Source organism: Arthrobacter sp. NicSoilC5, from assembly GCF_019977395.1.
GTDB lineage: Bacteria > Actinomycetota > Actinomycetes > Actinomycetales > Micrococcaceae > Arthrobacter.
Map to the genome: position 1 here is coordinate 3595823 of NZ_AP024660.1, position 17974 is coordinate 3613796.

Annotated in this window: 14 protein-coding genes; 5 read left to right on the plus strand and 9 right to left on the minus strand. The window is 66.8% G+C overall.

All coding sequences use genetic code 11. The features are described from left to right. Positions 1–3: 3 nt before the first annotated feature. Together LDO22_RS16925 and LDO22_RS16930 are read right to left on the minus strand one after the other, a co-directional pair. Positions 4–654 (minus strand): TetR/AcrR family transcriptional regulator, encoded by a 651-nt coding sequence (locus tag LDO22_RS16925; RefSeq protein ID WP_159633458.1) that lies wholly within the window; start codon positions 652–654, stop codon positions 4–6. A 35-nt stretch (positions 655–689) separates the two neighbouring features. After that, positions 690–1388 (minus strand): DsbA family oxidoreductase, encoded by a 699-nt coding sequence (locus tag LDO22_RS16930; protein ID WP_224024761.1) that lies wholly within the window; start codon positions 1386–1388, stop codon positions 690–692. A gap of 214 nt (positions 1389–1602) precedes the next feature. On the opposite strand from LDO22_RS16930, the gene LDO22_RS16935 reads away from it, so the two are divergent. Next, positions 1603–2664 (plus strand): glycosyltransferase family 4 protein, encoded by a 1062-nt coding sequence (locus LDO22_RS16935; RefSeq protein WP_159633452.1) that lies wholly within the window; start codon positions 1603–1605, stop codon positions 2662–2664. A 60-nt stretch (positions 2665–2724) separates the two neighbouring features. Continuing rightward, entirely contained in the window at positions 2725–4905 is a 2181-nt protein-coding gene (locus tag LDO22_RS16940) for a glycogen debranching N-terminal domain-containing protein (protein ID WP_224024763.1), read from the plus strand. Positions 4906–4910: 5 nt separating this feature from the next. Here LDO22_RS16940 and LDO22_RS16945 read toward each other — a convergent pair whose 3' ends face one another. Both LDO22_RS16945 and LDO22_RS16950 read right to left on the minus strand, forming a co-directional pair. Further along, positions 4911–5444 carry a GNAT family N-acetyltransferase gene (locus tag LDO22_RS16945; RefSeq protein WP_159633446.1) on the minus strand — a complete coding sequence of 178 codons (534 nt, stop codon included), beginning with the start codon at positions 5442–5444 and terminating at the stop codon, positions 4911–4913. A 22-nt stretch (positions 5445–5466) separates the two neighbouring features. After that, positions 5467–6426: a D-2-hydroxyacid dehydrogenase family protein gene (locus LDO22_RS16950; protein WP_224024765.1), complete on the minus strand. Its 960-nt coding sequence runs from the start codon at positions 6424–6426 to the stop codon at positions 5467–5469. A 142-nt stretch (positions 6427–6568) separates the two neighbouring features. On the opposite strand from LDO22_RS16950, the gene LDO22_RS16955 reads away from it, so the two are divergent. Next, positions 6569–7762 carry an MFS transporter gene (locus tag LDO22_RS16955; RefSeq protein WP_224024767.1) on the plus strand — a complete coding sequence of 398 codons (1194 nt, stop codon included), beginning with the start codon at positions 6569–6571 and terminating at the stop codon, positions 7760–7762. Positions 7763–7987: 225 nt separating this feature from the next. On the opposite strand, the gene aceB is transcribed toward LDO22_RS16955, so the two are convergent. Together aceB and aceA are read right to left on the minus strand one after the other, a co-directional pair. Then, the gene (aceB, locus tag LDO22_RS16960) at positions 7988–9640 is read right to left on the minus strand and encodes a malate synthase A (RefSeq protein ID WP_159633437.1); all 1653 of its coding nucleotides are present in this window, start codon (positions 9638–9640) and stop codon (positions 7988–7990) included. A 255-nt stretch (positions 9641–9895) separates the two neighbouring features. Next, positions 9896–11212: an isocitrate lyase gene (aceA, locus tag LDO22_RS16965; RefSeq protein ID WP_141158209.1), complete on the minus strand. Its 1317-nt coding sequence runs from the start codon at positions 11210–11212 to the stop codon at positions 9896–9898. A gap of 149 nt (positions 11213–11361) precedes the next feature. Here aceA and LDO22_RS16970 point away from each other — a divergent pair, with 149 nt between their 5' ends. After that, positions 11362–12873 carry a helix-turn-helix transcriptional regulator gene (locus LDO22_RS16970; protein ID WP_159635840.1) on the plus strand — a complete coding sequence of 504 codons (1512 nt, stop codon included), beginning with the start codon at positions 11362–11364 and terminating at the stop codon, positions 12871–12873. 236 nt (positions 12874–13109) lie between these two features. On the opposite strand, the gene LDO22_RS16975 is transcribed toward LDO22_RS16970, so the two are convergent. From LDO22_RS16975 to LDO22_RS16985, 3 genes are read right to left on the minus strand one after another with little or no spacing between them, the layout of a single operon-like run. Next, complete coding sequence (locus tag LDO22_RS16975) at positions 13110–14120, minus strand: TAXI family TRAP transporter solute-binding subunit (RefSeq protein ID WP_224024768.1); 1011 nt, start codon at positions 14118–14120, stop codon at positions 13110–13112. Next, positions 14113–15564, minus strand: a complete 1452-nt coding sequence (locus LDO22_RS16980; RefSeq protein ID WP_224024770.1) for a HAMP domain-containing sensor histidine kinase — start codon at positions 15562–15564, stop codon at positions 14113–14115. The genes LDO22_RS16975 and LDO22_RS16980 overlap by 8 nt, the downstream gene beginning before the upstream one ends. Then, the gene (locus LDO22_RS16985; protein WP_159633428.1) at positions 15561–16232 is read right to left on the minus strand and encodes a response regulator transcription factor; all 672 of its coding nucleotides are present in this window, start codon (positions 16230–16232) and stop codon (positions 15561–15563) included. Before LDO22_RS16985 ends, LDO22_RS16980 begins: the two co-directional genes overlap by 4 nt. A gap of 239 nt (positions 16233–16471) precedes the next feature. Here LDO22_RS16985 and LDO22_RS16990 point away from each other — a divergent pair, with 239 nt between their 5' ends. After that, positions 16472–17866, plus strand: coding sequence for an MFS transporter (locus LDO22_RS16990; protein WP_224024772.1), 1395 nt, complete (start codon positions 16472–16474; stop codon positions 17864–17866). The last annotated feature ends 108 nt before the right edge of the window (positions 17867–17974 follow it).

Below are 17974 nucleotides of genomic sequence, written 5' to 3' on the forward strand. Positions count from 1 at the left end.
GACTCAGCCGGCCACAGCCGGGAGCTGTCCGACGCGCACGGGCCGGCCGCCGTCGTCGAACCTTGCACCGGCGCCCAACTGGATGAAGCGCACGGTCCGCGCCACGCGCGCCTCCAGTTCGGCCGGCTCGTCGCTGCCCCTCGCGGCACTTGAGGACAAGGTGCCCAGGATGAGCTGGGACTGCTGGCCCACGTCCGCCACCGGCAGGTAGCCCTGCTCCATGCCGTCACGCAGGATGCCCTGCAGCAGGACGCTGAGCTCGCCCACATGGTCGGAGAGCTTGGCAAAGGACGACGGCGACAGCACCGCCCCCATGGCAGGCCCCGGCGGGAGGTGGCGGCGGCTGAGGTCAACCACCTGGGCACGGACGTACAGCGCCAGCCGCTCCACCGGGTTCTCCAAACGGTTCAGCGATTCGCGCAGGTCGGAGAGGAACTTCTCGGTCTCGTCCAGAGCGTAGGAGATCAGCAGTTCTTCGATGTCCGCGTAGTAGTTGTACACGGCGGTGCGGCCCACACCTGCGTGCCGGGCCACATCCGTCATGGTCAGCCCCGGGAGGCCATGGGTGAAAAGGAGCTCGCCGAAAGCGGTGAGGATGCGGCGCTGGGTGTCCGCGCGTTGTTCGGCGTTGCTGGCCGCTGAAATCCTGGGCATGCAGACACTTTACCGCGATGTGTCAGTAAAAGATGCTAAACCGCGCAGCCGTCCGGGCCGCAGGCCTCAGCTTCGGAGGAATTGACCAGGACCAGCGGGTTGGCGTCCTGCCACGCCTGGTTAAGGGCAGCGGTGAACGTCTCCGTGGGCTGGGCGCCGGACAATCCGAACTTCCGGTCGATCACGAAGAACGGGACGCCGCTGATCCCGAGGCCCTGGGCCTCCTGGAAGTCGAACCGGACCTCGTCCGAGTACTTGTCGGTGGTGAAGAGTTCCTCCACCTCGCTGGCCGGCAGGCCCAGGTCCGCGCCCAAGGACGTGAGGTATTCCCGGCTGCCAATGTCCTTGCCGTGCTCAAAGTGGTCGCTGAGCAGGCGCTCCTTGGCCGCATCCTGCCTGGCGTGGGCCGCCGCGAGGTGGATCAGGCGGTGGGCGGTGAAACTGTTGGCCACCACAACCTTGTCGAACCGGTAGTCCAGGCCTTCACCCTTGCCCTGCTGCGCCACGTGCTCGAACATCTGCGAGACCTGCGGCGCCGGCATGCCCTTGCGGCTGCTCAGGTACTCCAGTTCGGTGCCGTCGTAGTGCTCCGGCAGTGTTGGGTCCAGCTGGTAGCTGCGCCACACCACGTCGACGGCTTCACGGTGGGGAAACGCTGCCAGGGCAGCCTCGAACCGGCGCTTGCCAATGAAACACCACGGGCATGCAACATCCGACCAGATCTCAATCTTCATGCCCTGCATAACCGGGCCGCCCTGGCGGCCATTCCGGCGCGTGCCGTGAGATGGGGCACATTCAGCCCTTGTGGCCGGGGCGATCCTGGGCAATAGTTCTGAGGTAGGTGAAGCAGACGCCATGGAAATGTCGAACACCGCGGGACAAGCATGTCCTGCGGATTTATGTGCCTGGCGGCTGGGGAGCTCGGGCCTCGTTTTCTGGAGGCCGGATATGCGTATCGGACTTATTGCAGGACCGTGGATTCCGATTCCACCGGTCACCTACGGCGGCATTGAAAGAGTCGTGGACACCCTGGCGCGCGGGTTCGCCGCGGCCGGACATGAAGTGCTGCTGGCAGCCCCTTCGGAAAGTACCTGCCCCGTGCCGCAGGTACCCGGGATGCGGCCGGCATCCCGCGATGAACTGGGCCTCACGATGTCTGAGCTCAGCCATGTCATCCGCGCCTACAAGGGCCTCCAGGACGTGGATATCATCCATGACCACACCCTGGCAGGCCCCCTCTACGCGCATAGGCCTCCAAAGGTGCCGGTGGTGACCACCATCCACGGGCCGCTCCACCAGGACGCAGAGGACCTGTACCGGGCCATGGGCCAGGACGTCGCCATCGTGGCGATATCGCGCGACCAGGCGTCCCATGCCCCGGAAGTCCCCGTCACGCAGGTGATCCATCACGGGATGGATGTTTCCGCTGTCCCTGTCGGAAGCGGACGCGGTGGTTACTTGTGCTTCGTGGGCCGGGCGTGCGAGGACAAGGGCCTGCTGGAGGCAATCACTATTGCGCGGCAGGCGGGCGTGCACCTGAAGATCGCCGTGAAAATGCGGGAGCCCGAGGAGATCCGCTATTTCCGCGAGGTCATCGAGCCGATACTTGGCCCCAACGAGGATTTTGTGGGGGAGGTGGATGACGCCACCAAGTACCGGCTGATGGGTGAGGCGCTGGCATTCCTGAACCCCATCCAGTGGTCCGAACCTTTCGGCCTGGTCATGATCGAGGCACTGGCCACCGGCACCCCCGTCATCGGCACGCGCATCGGCTCCGCCCCTGAGATCGTGGAACATGGCCGGACGGGTTTCCTCGGGAAGACCGAGGAACTGCGGGGCTTCGTTGAGGCGGCCGCCGGGCTCAGCAGGGAACGCTGCCGGGCATCAGTAGAGGAGCGGTTCAGCGCCCAGCGGATGGTGGCGCAGCACCTCAGGCTCTTTGATGACCTGCTGGCCGGGAGATTGCCGGGAGGGGTTCCGGTTGCCCCGCCGGTGCACCAGAATCGTTAAGGGGGGACCGGCGGGCGTTGGGCTCCCCGGCAGCATCCAGCCTGAGAAGGGAGTCCTTCCATGACCGCCTGGAACGAAGACAATGAGGCCTCCGGCTCCGATGTTGGTGCCGTCACCGTACTGGAAGGCTCTTCGTTTTGCATCTCGGCCGGAACCGGCGACATCAGCGCCGACGGCAGCACGAATGGTGCGTTCTACCAGGACACCCGGATCGTCTCGGGCTGGGTTCTGCGGATCAACGGTTCGCGGCGCGAACCGCTGTCCGCCCAGAAGGCCCAGCCTTTCGAAGCAACCTTCGTTGGCCGCGCAACATGGCCGGGAGGCCGGTTCGACAGTCCGCTGGTGGTCCGGCAGGTCCGGCACATCGGACCGGGCCTGCAGGACGACATCATCCTGGAGAATTACGCAGCGGAACCCGTTGAATGCGCCATAGAGCTGCTTGTGGACGCGGACCAGGCCGACCTCTTTGAAGTGAAGGGTGGCCGGACTACAGGCCCCGATGACACCACCCGCACAGTGGTGGATGGAAAGCTCATCATCGAAGCGTCACGGCACGGCCAGCAGCGGGGCTCCGCCATCGGGGCCAAGGATGCGGAGGTAGGCACGGATGGGCTCCGGTTCCGCGTCACCGTCCCGGCCCGCGGCAAGTGGAGCACCAGCGTGATTGTGGTGCCCCTGGTCAACGGGGAGGCCCCGGAAAAGCCCTTCATGGAGGGCCAGCTGCCGCACCACCGTGAGGGCGTGCGGCGCCACCTGGCCTGGGAAGAGAACGTGCCGCGGATCAGCATCGAGGACAGCAGCTTCCAGAACGTGCTCAACCGCAGCCAGAGCGACCTCGGTGCCTTGCGAATCTTCGATGCCCACCATCCCAACCGCGCGGCGGTCGCGGCCGGGGCGCCCTGGTTCATGGCGCTGTTTGGGCGGGACTCGCTGCTGACGTCCTACATGAGCATGATGGTCAACCCCAATCTCGCCTTGGGCACGCTCCAGACCCTGGCCGGGATCCAGGGGAAGAAAGTGGATGTGGATTCCGAAGAGGAACCCGGACGCATCCCGCACGAGGTCCGGCTGGGCGTGACCGCTGGCCTGTCGCTTGGCGGCACCGCGTATTACGGCACGGCGGATGCCACTCCGCTTTTCGTGGCAACCTTGGGCGAGCTGAGCCGCTGGGGACTGTCCCGGGATGCGATCCAGCCGCTGCTGTCCCACGCCGACCGGGCCCTGGAATGGATCGAAAAATACGGCGACCGCGACGGCGACGGCTTCGTGGAGTACCTCCGGCCCAACGAGCATGGACTGGTGAACCAGGGCTGGAAGGACTCCTGGGATGGCATCAACTTCGCGGACGGGACCATCGCGGAAGCCCCCATCGCACTCTGCGAGGTCCAGGCCTACGTATATGCGGCCTACCTGGGCAGGTCGCTGCTGGCCCACTGGACGGGCAATCCTGACCTCGAAAAGCACTGGGCCGACAAGGCGGCAGCCTTCAAGGAGGAGTTCAACAGGAAGTTCTGGCTGCCGGACAAGGGGTACTTTGCGGTGGCGCTGGACAAGGACAAACGGCATGTCGATGCGCTGACGTCCAACATCGGCCACTGCCTGTGGACGGGCATCGTGGACGAGGACAAAGCCGTGTCCGTCATGGAAAACCTGATGTCCCCGCAGATGTTCACCGGCTGGGGCATCCGTACGCTGGCCTCCGACATGGGCGCCTACAACCCCGTCAGCTACCACAACGGCTCGGTCTGGCCCCACGATACCGCGCTGGTGGCCACGGGGCTGATGCGCTACGGGTTCGTGGACGAGGCCAGGCGGGTGGCACTGGGCATCCTCGACGCAGCCCGGCACTTTGATGGCCGGCTGCCGGAACTGTTCTGCGGGTTCGACCGCGGCGAGTTCCCGGGCCCTGTTCCGTATCCCACTGCATGCTCCCCGCAGGCGTGGGCGGCGGCGGCGCCCGTGCAGCTCGCCCGGATCCTGCTCCGGTTCGATCCCGTCTTCACCCGGGGGGTGGTGCACCTGGCCCCGATCCTGCCTGAAGTCGTGGGGACATTCCGCGCAGAGAACGTTTTGTTGGATACCAGCCGGGTCACCATCACCGCCACGGGAACCCAGGGCGGCATCGACGGACTCCCGCCGGGGCTGAAGCTCCTGACGGAGCCCCGCCCACCGCTGGCCTATCCGCCGAACGGAGCCCCGGCCAACTCGCGCGTCCCGGGCCTACAGCAGTCCAGCAGCTGAACAGTTCAGGGTAGGGCGCGCTCCAGGACGAAGTCGTGCTCCACGGTGCTGCCCAGCCGGAATGATTTGGTGCCCACCTTGTGGAAACCGGACTTTTCGTAGAAACGGATGGCCCGGGCGTTCTGGCTGTTCACACCCAGCCAGGCCCCGGCGCTGCCGGATGCTGCGGCCGCCTGGAGGCTCGCGTGCATGAGTTCTGCTGCCGCGCCCAGCCCGTGATAGTCCGGGTGGACATAGCATTTGCTGATTTCCACGGACGGCAGCAGCGTCAGCACGGAATCCACGTCCGGGTCCGCTGCGGGCCTGTCCACCAGGAGGCTGTAGCCGCAGAGCTGCCCGTCGGCGTCGATGACCAGGATGGTGATGTCCGGGTCGGCGAGGTAGCCCTTGAAGTGCTCCTCGCTGAGCGTGTTGGCCAGGTGGGCGGCAATGTCGGCAGGTGACGACGACGGCGGGCAGGCCAGCGGGAAGGTGACGGCCGCCAGCCCGGCGAGGGGGCCGGCGTCGTCCGATGTTGCGGTGCGGATGGTGTGCGTCATTCGGTTGCTCCGGTAGGGAAGGTCAGGCCGTGAGGGTTCGGATGGGGGAGCCGGCAAGCCAGGCGGTGATGTTCTCCAGGGCACCGCCGTAGAACTGCCGGTAGCTTTCCTGCGTGACGTAGCCCAGGTGGGGGGAGAGCAGGGTGTTCGGCGCTGCCAGGAGCGGGTGGCCGGCCTGCAGGGGCTCCTGGTCGAAGACGTCCAGGGCGGCGCCGCGGATCCACCCTTCGTTCAATGCCCTGACCAGGGCCTCCTGGTCAACGAGCGGCCCCCGGGCGGTGTTGACCAGGATGCCCTCGGGCCCCAGCAGCCGCAGCTCGGCCTCGCCCACAGTGTTCTCGGACCGCGGGGAGAGCCTCAGATGGAGGGTGGCGATGTCGGCGAGCGTGAAGAGCTCCTCCTTGGACACCAGCCGCGCGCCGGCCTCCTTGGCTGCCTCCGCGGTTAGGTTCTGGCTCCACGCCACGACGTCCATCCCGAAAGCCTGCCCGTAGGCGGCCACCCGCCGGCCGATCTTGCCCAGCCCCACGATGCCCAGCGTCTTGCCGGCCAGCTCAAAGCCCACCGTTGACTGCCAGGTACCGGCCCGGAGCGAGCTTTCCTCGGCGGGAAGGTGCCGGGCGATGGCCAGCAGGAGGGCCCAGGTCAGTTCGGGCGCGGCCGTGGGTGAGCCGGGCGTACCGCACACCGTCACCCCGTGCTCGGACGCCGCCGCCACATCGATGGCGGCGTTTGCCATTCCGGTGGTGACCAGCAGCTCAAGCGACGGCAGTTTCTCGAACACCTCACGGGGGAACGCCGTCCGTTCCCGCATGGCGATCACAATGGTGGTGTCCGCCAAGGCCGAAACCAGCGCGTCGCGGGATGTGAAAGGTTCACGGTAGGACGTCACCGTGACCCCTTCGGCCTCCAAAGCCGTGAAGTCAGCGAAGCCGTGGGCCACGTCCTGGTAGTCATCGAGGATGGCAAGGCGGTGGGTCATCGGTGTCCTTCGCAGTGTCCTACGTCCTGGGTCACGTTCATCGTATGGCAGGGCCGTCCGGGAGGGTGCCTGAAACTCCAGCAACGCGGAGCATGATAGCAATGGGAGTGATGAATCCACGCCCATTCCCGATTTTGACCCTGTGAGCAGCCGCGTCCTGTCCCGCGTCCCGAAAAGCTGGGTCCTGCTGGCCTGCATCGGCCTGCTGGCGCTGAACCTCCGTGGCCCCTTTGTTGCCGTCGCGCCCCTGGTGGACCTCATGCAGGCGGAACTGCACTTTTCGCCGGTCATGCTGGGGCTGCTGACCAGCATCCCCGTGCTCTGCTTCTCGCTCGCGGCTCCGCTGGCGTCCCTGGCTGCGCGGAGGTTTGGTGCCGAGTTCGCCGTGACGCTGACCATCCTGGGGGTCCTGGCCGGCGTGCTGCTCCGGTCTGCGGGAGGACCGGTCCTGGTGGTGGCCGGCACGGTGGTCATCGGGGTGGCCATCACCATAGGCAACATCGCGGTGCCACTGATCATCCGCCGCGATTTCGCTCCCCGACGGCAGGGGACTGCGATGGGGATCTACACCGCAGCCCTGAACATCGGGTCCTTCCTGACCTCGGTCATCATGGCCCCGCTCGCCGCAGTGACGGGGTGGCGGCTGGCCCTGGCCGCTGTCGCCGTCCTGGCCGTCGCCGCGGTGGTGGTGTGGGTGCTGGCAGTGGGGCCCCGGACGGCTTTCCTGGCCGAGGCCGAAGACGGCGGGGACACACCCCGTGCCCCGGCAAGCCGTTCCGGCTGGATTACCGCCGGACTCACGGCCGGCTTCGGCGGCCAGGCATTCTCCTATTACGGCGTCACGGCGTGGCTGCCGAGCTACCTGCACGACGAACTGGGAATGAACGCAGCCCAGGCCGGCGCCGCGTCCTCGATCTTCCAGATCCTGGCCATCGTGGGCGGACTCGGCGTGCCTTTCGCGGCCAAATACCTGAGCACGACGGCGGTGGCGGTCACCCTGGGTACGTTGTGGCTTGCCGTTCCGGTGGGGCTGCTCTTCCTGCCGCAGCTGTGGTGGCTGTGGTCCACCTCCGGCGGGATTGCCCAGGGCGGCGGCATCACCCTGATCTTCATCGCCGTCATCAAGCTGGCCCGCGACCAGGCCTCCGCGGGGCGGATGTCCGCCACGGTCCAAGGCCTGGGCTACTGCCTCGCCGCCGTCGCCCCGCCGCTGGTGGGCTTCGTCCACGACAGCTCCGCATCATGGACGCCGGCCCTGCTGGTCATCCTGGTGTCGGTGCTGACCTTCTTCGTCAGCACCACCCTGTCCGTGCGGCAGGTGCCGAAGGGCCGCTGAGGCGCGGCCCGCCGTCGTACGTTCCCCTGGACGCCCGCTCACTTAGCGCAGTAAACACAACGACGCCCGATCACTTATAGCAACGAATACGACAACGCCCGATCACTTTCCTGGGGAAAGTGATCGGGCGTTGTGGGAGGTGCTCCGTTGCCGGACCGGCGCCCCGGATTTCGGGGGGCCTGTTGCGAAGGGCGTGCCGGCCCGGCAGACGGAAGTACTGGCGGGTCAGGCCGCGGTGAGCTCCTCGACGGTGGCCTTTTCACGGGCCTCAGTCAGGTAGCGGGCGTAGGCCGGCAGGGTGAGGAAGGACGGGAACTCGCGGCTGAGCGTGACTTCCTCGAAGATGTCGCGGGCGTCCTCGAACCGGTCGCCGTCGAAGCGTTCCAGCCGGGCGAATTCCTCGTCCAGCAGTTCCTCCACCCACTCGTGGCTGATGATCTCGCCGTGGTCCGTGATGGCCCGGGCGTAGATCCACTGCCAGAGCTGGGACCGGGAGATCTCGGCTGTGGCGGCGTCCTCCATGAGGTTGTGGATGGCCACTGCGCCGTTGCCGCGGAGCCAGGATTCGATGTAGCGGATGCCTACCTCGATGTTGTTTCGGATGCCCTGTTCGGTGATGGTGCCGGTGGTGGCGGCAACGTCGATCAGGGCGCGGTCGTCCGGGGTGACGTCCTCGCGGAGCCGGTCCAGCTGGTTGGGCTTGCTGCCGAGGACGCCGTCGAACACTTCGCGGCACACGGGCACCAGGTCGGGGTGGGCCACCCAGGAGCCGTCGAAGCCGTCGTTGGCCTCGCGGGTCTTGTCCGCGCGGACCTTTTCCAAAGCGTTGGCGTTGGCTTCGGGGTCCTTGCGGTTGGGGACGGCTGCTGCCATGCCGCCGATGGCCATGGCGCCGCGCTTGTGGCAGGCGCGGACCAGCTGTTCGGTGTAGGCGCGCATGAAAGGCTGGGTCATGGTTACCTGGCCACGGTCGGGGAGGACGAAGCGGGGCCCGCGGGTGCGGAAGTTCTTGATCAGGGAGAAGATGTAGTCCCAGCGGCCGGCGTTCAGGCCGGCGGCGTGGTCGCGCAGTTCGTAAAGGATCTCTTCCATTTCGAACGCTGCGGTGATGGTCTCGATCAGCACCGTGGCGCGGATGGTGCCCTGCGGGATGCCGAGCAGGTCCTGGGCCAGGATGAAGATGTCGTTCCACAGCCGGGCTTCGAGGTGGTTCTCGATCTTGGGCAGGTAGAAGTACGGGCCCTTGCCTTGGGCGAGCAGGCGGCGGGCGTTGTGGAAGAAGAACAGTCCGAAGTCCACGATGCCGCCGGCGATGGGCTGGCCGTCGATGAGCATGTGCTTTTCCGGCAGGTGCCAGCCGCGGGGCCGGACCACGATGGTGGGCAGCTCGCCGGCCGGGCGGAGTTTGTATTCCTTGCCTTCTTCGGACGTGAAGTCGATCCGGCGCTCCAGGGCGTCGGTGAGGTTCAGCTGGCCCTTGATGACGTTCCGCCACGTGGGGGTGGAGGAGTCCTCCATGTCAGCCAGCCACACCTTGGCACCCGAATTCAGGGCGTTGATGGTCATCTTCTTGTCCACCGGGCCCGTGATTTCGACCCGGCGGTCCTCCAGCCCGGGTGCCGGGGGAGCGACCCGCCAGGACGCATCATTGCGGATGTGCTCGGTTTCCCGCAGGAAACGCGGGTCCGCCCCGGCGGCGATGTCAGCCCGCCGTGTGCGCCGGGCCTGGAGCAGCTCCTGCCGCCGCTCGGCAGTTGCCCGGTGCAGCTTCGCGATGAACGTCAGTGCGTCCGGGGTTAGTACTTCGTCCTGCCGGCAAATAGGCTGTGCGGTCAGGGTGATGCCATTGATCGTGAAGCTGTCGGTGAAGCTGTTCATTTCAGTCTCCTTAAAGACGAAAGGGAAGTTCGACGGCGGGACTTGCCTGGGTGGGGCCGGGAAGGGAAATCCTCCGCGTGCTATCCCCATCCCCGGCGTAAGACCTCGCAAAGCTCGGTCGACGCCGGGGACAGGGCCCCTTTACGCACGCTTCCGGATTCCCCCTCCCGGCCCGCGACGGTCACGCTTGGGCGAGTGCCGCCGTCGTGCCTCTTCGGTGAGCGAAGCGAACGGCTCACCTTGGGCGCCGGGGGATTAGTGGAACTGTCCCTCTTCGGTCGATCCGACCAATGCGAGGGTCGACGCGTTCGGGTTGAGCGCCGTGGAGATGGTGTCGAAGTAGCCGGTGCCGACTTCGCGCTGGTGCTTGGTTGCGGTGTAGCCGCGGGACTCGGAGGCGAATTCCTTTTCCTGCAGTTCGACGTAGGCGCTCATGCCTTCACGGGCGTAACCGTGGGCGAGGTCGAACATCGAGTAGTTCAGGGCGTGGAAGCCGGCCAGGGTGATGAACTGGAAGGTGAAGCCCATGGCGCCGAGTTCACGCTGGAACTTGGCGATGGTGGCGTCGTCCAGGTGCTTGCGCCAGTTGAACGACGGCGAGCAGTTGTAGGAGAGCATCTGGTCCGGGAACTCGGCCTTGACGGACTCGGCGAACTTGCGGGCAAGCTCCAGGTCCGGGGTGCCGGTTTCCATCCAGATGAGGTCGGAGTAGGGGGCGTAGGCCTTGGCTCGGGCGATGCAGGGTTCGATGCCGTTGCGGACCTTGTAGAAGCCCTCGGCGGTGCGCTCGCCGGTGATGAATTCCTGGTCGCGCTCGTCGACGTCGGAGGTGATCAGGGTGGCGGCCTCGGCGTCGGTGCGGGCGATGACGACTGTGGGGGTGCCGGCGACGTCGGCTGCCAGGCGGGCGGCGTTCAGCGTGCGGACGTGCTGCTGGGTGGGGATCAGCACCTTGCCGCCGAGGTGGCCGCACTTCTTTTCCGAGGCGAGCTGGTCCTCCCAGTGAACACCTGCTGCACCGGCCTGGATCATGGATTTCATGAGTTCGTAGGCGTTCAGCGGGCCGCCGAAGCCGGCCTCGGCGTCGGCGACGATCGGGACCAGCCAGTCCTCAACGGTCTGGATGCCTTCGGAAAATTCGATCTGGTCTGCCCGGAGCAGGGCGTTGTTGATGCGGCGGACCACGGTGGGGACGGAGTTGGCCGGGTAGAGGGACTGGTCCGGGTAGGTGTGGCCGGAGTTGTTGGCGTCGGCAGCTACCTGCCAGCCGGAGAGGTAGATGGCGCGCAGGCCCGCCTTGACCTGCTGGACGGCCTGGTTGCCGGTGAGGGCGCCCAAGGCGTTGGTGTAGCCGCCGGTCTTGTGCTCCTCGGTGAGCTGCTTCCACAGCTTTTCGGAGCCGCGGCGGGCCAGGGTCTGCTCTTCGGTGACGCGGCCGCGGAGGCGGACGACGTCGGAGGCTGAGTAGTCACGGGTCACACCTTCCCAGCGGGGGTTGGCGGCCCACTCGAGCTCCAGGGCGGCGGCCTGCTCTTCGGGCGTCTGCTGGGTGGGCTCAAATGCTGCAGTCATCGTTGATCTCCTTGATTGAGCTCCGGATGGAGTAGGTGGGAACCGCGTCGTTGAGGTTCCCACCGGCTTATCCGGTGCGGTGTTTCTTTCCGTGACAACTACTTTTCAGCACTTTCAACCCCCTTTCTAGACAAAAAGTCTGGAAAGAAATGCACTTCTTCACGTATTCTTCAGAAATGTCACCTTCAAGCTGGAACAGGGACGTTTCCCAGCCGCCGTCAGCCGCCGCAGCGGAACTGGACGTCATCGCGCTGGGCCGCCGCGTCCGCCATCTCCGCAAACAAGCCGGGCTCACGCTCGATGACCTGAGCGCCGCCGTCGGCACCGCCCCCAGCCAGCTCAGCCTGATTGAAAACGGCAAACGCGAGCCCAAACTGACGCTGCTGCAGCACCTCGCCGGCGCCCTGAACGTCAGCATCGACCAGCTGCTCGGGGCCGAGCCGCCCAGCCGCCGCGCCGCCCTCGAAATCGAGCTGGAACGCTACCAGCGCGGGCCGCTGTACGAATCGCTGAACCTGCCCAAAATCCGCATCAGCTCGCGGCTTCCACTGGATGTGCTGGAAGCCCAGGTGGGGCTGCTGCACGAGCTGGAACGGAAGATGAACGAGCAGGTGGCCACCCCGGAAGAAGCCCGGCGCGCCAACGGCGAACTGCGGGCCATGATGCGGGAGCGCGGCAACTATTTCCCGGAGTACGAGGCCGAGGCGCAGAAGGTCCTCAAGGAGGTGGGTTACACCACCGGCCCGCTGAGCCAGCACGTCATCGCGGACATCGCCGAGCACCTCGGATTCACCCTGCACCACGTGGGGGATCTGCCGCATTCCACCCGTTCCGTGACGGATTTGAAGAACCGCAAAATTTACCTGACGCAGAGCCAACGGCAGGACCACGACCCCCGCTCGGTGCTGCTGCAGGCCCTGGGCCACTACGTCCTGGGCCATGAAACGCCCAAGAACTACGGTGACTTCCTGGCCCAGCGGGTAGCCACCAACTATTTCGCCGCCGCCCTGCTCCTGCCCGAGCAGGCAACCGTCGAATTTCTGCAAAAAGCTAAAGCAGCCAAGGAAATCGCGGTCGAGGACATCCGGGACGCCTTCGCAGTGTCCTACGAGACGGCAGCCCACCGGTTCACCAACCTGGCCACGAAGCATCTGGGCATCACCACACATTTCCAGAAGACCCACCAGAGCGGCATCATCTACAAGGCGTACGAGAATGACGGCGTGAACTTCCCGCAGGACCACACCGGAGCCATTGAGGGCCAGCCGTCGTGCAAGGCCTGGACCTCCCGTGCCGTGTTCGATGTGCCGGACAAGTTCAGTGCCTACAGCCAGTACACCGATACGCCGTCGGGCACGTACTGGTGCACCGCCCGCACCGAGCGGTCCGCCAGCGGCGAATTCTCGCTCAGCATTGGCGTGCCGTACCAGCACGTGAAGTGGTTCCGCGGGCGGGAAACCAGCGCACGGGCCAGGTCCAACTGCCCGGATCCCAACTGCTGCAAGCGGCCGCCTGCCGAACTGACCAACCAGTGGGCCGGGAACGCCTGGCCGTCCGCGCGTGCGCACTCGCACCTGCTGGCCGCGATGCCGCCCGGAGCTTTCCCCGGCGTGGATGAGACCGAGGTGTACAGCTTCCTGCAGGCCCACTCCGGCTCATAGGAACGCCCCATCACATCCTGCCGGTTTCCTCCCGACGCCCCATCACCTCCCGCCGGTTTCCTCCCGACGCCCCATCACTTTCCTGACGAAAGTGATCGGGCGTTTGGGAATAAGCCGCCAAAGGTGATGGGGCGTTTGGGGTTCAAGCGGCAAAAGGTGATGGGGCGTTTGGGTGTACGCCGCCAAAAGTGATGGCGCGTTGCTGGATTAAGTGCCGAAAGTGATGGGGCGTTGGGTCAGCCGTGCAGGGTCCGGTAGGCTGCCGCGGCGGCGGGGTGCAGCGGAATCCCGGCGGTGTTGATGAGGCTCTCCGCGCTGAGGAACTGCACGCCCAGGGTGGACTGGGGGATGAGTTCGCCGGCGTTGTGCACCAGCAGCTGGACAGTGCGCTCCACGGTGGCGGCGTCCAGGTCCCTGCGGCAGAGCAGCAGGTTGGGAGCACCCACCGTCCATACCGCAGGTATGTCGGGATAGCTGCCTTCCGGTATCAGGACCCGGTCGTACATCCCGCCGTACCTCCGCCGCAGTTCCGGCAGCAGCGCGGACAAATCCAGCAGTCCGAGCGCCACGTCCTGCTGCGCGCTGGCGATGGCCGCAGTGGGCACGCCGCCGGACCAGAACAGGGCATCCACGGTCCCCGCCTTCAGCGCCGCGATGCCGTCATTCAAGCCAAGACGTTCGACGGCGGCAGTTCCGGCGGAGGGCGCCGCGGCATCCGCGGAGGTGCCCAGGCCCGCTGCTTCCAGCAGCCGGGGAGTGGTAAGCGAGGTCCCCGACCCCGGCTGGCCCACGGCGACCCGCCGCCCCGCCAGCCCGGAAATGTCCCGGATCCCGCTGTCCTTCCGCACCACGCAGTGGACGTAGTTTTCGTAAACCTTCCCGATGGCGGCGATCTCCGCTCCGTCCCCGCCCGCCTGGCCGGCGGCATCGGCCAGGGCCACAGCAAAGTCCGCCCGGCCCGCCCGCAGTTCCGCGATGTTGTCCAGGCTTCCGCCGGTGGCCACGGCCCGGGCATGGCCCGCTACGCCGTGGCGTTCAAGCGCCGCGGCCAGCAACGTTGAGAACTCGAGGTAGAAGCCGCCGGGTTCGCCGCCGGCCACCACCAGGTTCTCCGGCCGGTCGCCTCCGGTGCACGCATTGAGGGCAGGCGGCAGGCATGCTGCGAGTCCGACGGCGAAGGTCCACTTGAGCGCGGACCGTCGCGGCGGCAGGGAGACAGGGGGGCCCGGGGCAAGCGTTTCACGCATTGGCATCACCACTCCTGGTGCCCGGAAGCAGCTGATCAGAAGCTGGAGCGGGAAACTCTATCCGGGCCGCGAGCCCATGCGGAGCCGCTTCGGCCAGCACCAGGCGGCCACCGTTGGCCGCGGCAAGCTGGCCCACGATCGTCATGCCCAGCCCGGTCCCGGGAACCGACGAATGCTGCGGGGACCGCCAGAATCTGGTGGCAGCCGCGGCGCGCTCCGGGGCAGGAAGCCCTGGACCGTCGTCGGAAATCTCCACCACCACCGCGCCGCCCTCCATCCGGACCGTGGCCGTCACGGTGGCACCGGGGGCGTACTTGAGGGCGTTGTTGAGGAGCTCGGCCGCCATCTGGGCCAGCTCCGCCGGGTGGCAGGAAACCAGTGCCGGGGGCTGTGGCGCCGGAGCAAGGACCAGCTTGCAGCGTGCCTGTTCTGCCAGCGGTGCTGCCCGCTCAATCTCCCCCTGGAGGACCGGGAAAGGGTCCACAGGATCCGGCGCGGGGAAGCCTTCCATGCTGCCGGCAGCCCGGAGGTACCCCTCGGAGGCCCGGTGCTCCGCGGCGGCGAGTCTCAGGACGCCGTCCAGGATCTCCTCCACCCGGTCCAGTTCCGCCATGGCGCGCTCGGCGGCATCGTGTTCACGGGCCGTCTTCAGTTCCAGCTGCAGCAGGTCCAGCCGAAGCCGGAGGGCCCCCACGGGGTTGCGCAGCTGGTGTGACGTGTCCGCTATCAGCTGCCGCTGCGCTGCCATGCTGGCGCTCACGGTCCGGGCCATCACGGTGAAGGACCGGCTCAATTCCCGCAACTCCGGTGGCCCGTCCTCCGGAAGGCGTCCCGCCCGGCCGGTGCTTTCCAGTTCGTGCACCGCCGAGTTGAGCCGCTGGACGGGCCGGAGGACCCACCCGGTGACCCGGGCCGCACCCAGCAGGAGCACGGCGGCAAGGGCAAGCGCAGCCACCCCCACCGCGAGCCACCGTTCCCGGAGCTTCTGCTGCGCGGTGCCGGCGTCCACGTCCAGCACCACGGCGCCCAGGACCTGGCTGGCGCTGCCGAAGGGCCGGAAGATCACCCGGGAGCCGGAACCGAAAGGTTCCAGTGGTTCCAGGGCGGTGTTGCTGACGTTCAGCCGGGCCAGGGACAGCGCGTCCTGCACGTCGGACCGGCCGGTATCAAGGTCCCCGGAATGAAGGGTGGCCTGCTGCACACGCACCACGATCCCTTCCCCGTACAGCCCGGAGTACGTGTCCATCTCCCGCTGCAGCCGCGCCGTGTCCCCGTCGGCGGAGGCGTCGAACGCCACCTGCGCCAGACGGTTCAGGGACGCCGCCCGGTTGATCTGCAGCTCCTGGGTCAGCTCGCGGGACGCGGAGGTGAGGATGGTGCCCGAGATCAGAAAGACCACCACCAGGCAGAGCACGCTGAGGACGCCCAGCACCCGCAGCCTCATCCGGAAGCCGCCTCCACCCGGTACCCCACCCCACGGACGTTGATGATGAAGCCGGGTTTCTGCAGTTTTGCCCGCAGCCCGGTGAGGTGGACGTCCAGGGACCGGGAGGAAGCCAGGAAGGCGTCGCCCCACAGCGCGTCAAGGATTTGTTCCCGGGTCACCACCGAGCCGGCGTGGCGTGCCAGCAGCGCGAGGAGCTCGAACTCCGTGGCGGTCAGGGCGAGCGGCGAACCTGCTTTGGAAGCGGTGCGGCGGTTCAGGTCGATCGCCACGTCATCCAGCACGATGACGTGCTCCTGCGGGGTGCCGCCGCCACGGCCCGCCCGCCGCGTCACCGCTTCGATCCTGGCGAGCAGTTCCACCAGCTTGACCGGCTTGACCAGGTAGTCGTCCGCGCCGGAACGCAGCCCGAGCACCACGCTGCGTTCGTCGTCCCGTGCGGTCAGGATCAGGATGGGGACATCGGTGACCTGGCGCAGTTTGCGCAGCACCTCCAGCCCGTCCATGTCCGGCAGGCCGAGGTCCAGGAGGATCACCTGGAAGTTCCGGTGGGACAGCAGCGCATCAGCGCCCCGCGCCAGCCGCTGCGGGTGGTGTCCGGCGCTTTCGACGGCGGCGGTGAGGGCGCCGGCCATGGCGTCGTCGTCCTCGACGATCAGCACGTCCATGGCCATCTTCCTTGCTGCGTTTCCTGTGGTGTCCGGTTCATCCCCGCCACGTGAGATTACCGCGTGGCGCCAGGATATGCCCGACGGAGGCCGGCCCGGCCGAGACGGGACACGCAGGCAAAACCTAAGGAAGTGTTAGGAAATGCCCCGCCACGTTGGCTGTGCGGTGGATCACCCATACCGTGGATGAGGCCCTCCGGCGTTGGAGGACGCACGTCACCACAAGGAGGAACTCACCGATGAGCACCCAACAAACCGCGCCCCTGACGGAGGCCGCCCAGACCCGGCGGGCCGTGGGCAACATCCTGAAGGGTTCCGCCGGCAACCTTGTGGAATGGTACGACCTCTACGTCTACACCGTCTTTGCCGCCTACTTCCAGGCCCACTTCTTCAACTCCAAGGATGAGCTGCAGGCGGGCCTCGAAGCGATGGCCGTCTTCTCGACGTCGTTCCTCATGCGGCCCATCGGTGCCTGGTTCTTTGGCCGGTACGCGGACCGCAAGGGCCGCAAGGCTGCCCTGACGCTCAGCGTCACGCTGATGTCGGCGGGTTCCTTCGCCATCGCCGTGCTGCCCACCCAGGACGTCATCGGACTGTGGGCCATGATCCTGCTGGTGCTCGTCCGCGTGATTCAGGGCTTCTCCGTGGGCGGCGAGTACGGAACCAGCGCCACCTACATGTCCGAGGCAGCCACCAGCAAGCGCCGCGGCTTCTTCTCCAGCTTCCAGTACGTCACCCTGATCGGCGGCCAGATGCTGGCCCTGCTGGTCCTGGTGATCCTGCAGAACGTCATGCCCAAGGGCGACCTGGGGGAGTGGGGCTGGCGCATCCCGTTCGCCATCGGCGGCGTGGCCGCCCTGGTGGTGCTGTGGCTCCGCCGCTCCATGGAGGAGACGGTTTCCGCCGAGCAGCTCGAGGCCGCCAAGACTCCCGCGGTTGCCGGACAGGCCCAGCCGGGCACCATGAAGCTGCTGTTCACGAGCTACTGGAAGCCGCTGCTGGTCTGCATCGGCATCACCCTGGGCGGCACCGTGGCGTTCTACACCTACACCAACTTCATCCTGAAGTTCATGAACGATACGTCCGGCATCGCCAAGACCGACACCTCCGTGATCAACTTCTGGGCGCTGTTCATCTTCATGCTGCTCCAGCCCGTCTACGGCATCATCTCGGACAAGGTGGGCCGCAAGCCGCTGCTGCTCTGGTTCGGCATCACCGGCGTGCTTTTCACCTGGCCGCTGCTCTCCACCCTGGCCGGCACCAAGGACCCGTTCACCGCGTTCCTGCTCATGATGGGTGGCCTGGTGATTGTCGGCGGCTACACCTCGATCAACGCCCTGGTAAAGGCTGAACTGTTCCCCGCCTCCATCCGCGCGCTCGGCGTTGGCCTGGGCTACGCAATCGCCAACTCGCTCTTCGGCGGCACCGTGCCGCTGATCGGCGCGGCCTTCCAGAAGGCGGAGCGGGAGGACCTGTTCTTCACCTACGTGACCATCGCCATCGCCATCTCACTGGTGGTCTACATCTTCGCCCTGAAGAACAAGAAGGCCACCCACCTGGACGACGAACAGGGCCACGCCTGGGAGCAGGCGCCGCAGGGTGGCGGCAAGGACAAGGACGCGCTCGGCGTCTAGCATTCGGGCGTCCCAACGGACGCATCGCTGTGGAGGCGTACGACGGCGGCTGCCAGGCCGCCGTCGTACGCCTCCTTTTGCGTGTGCAAAGTGAGGTATGGGGCGAGG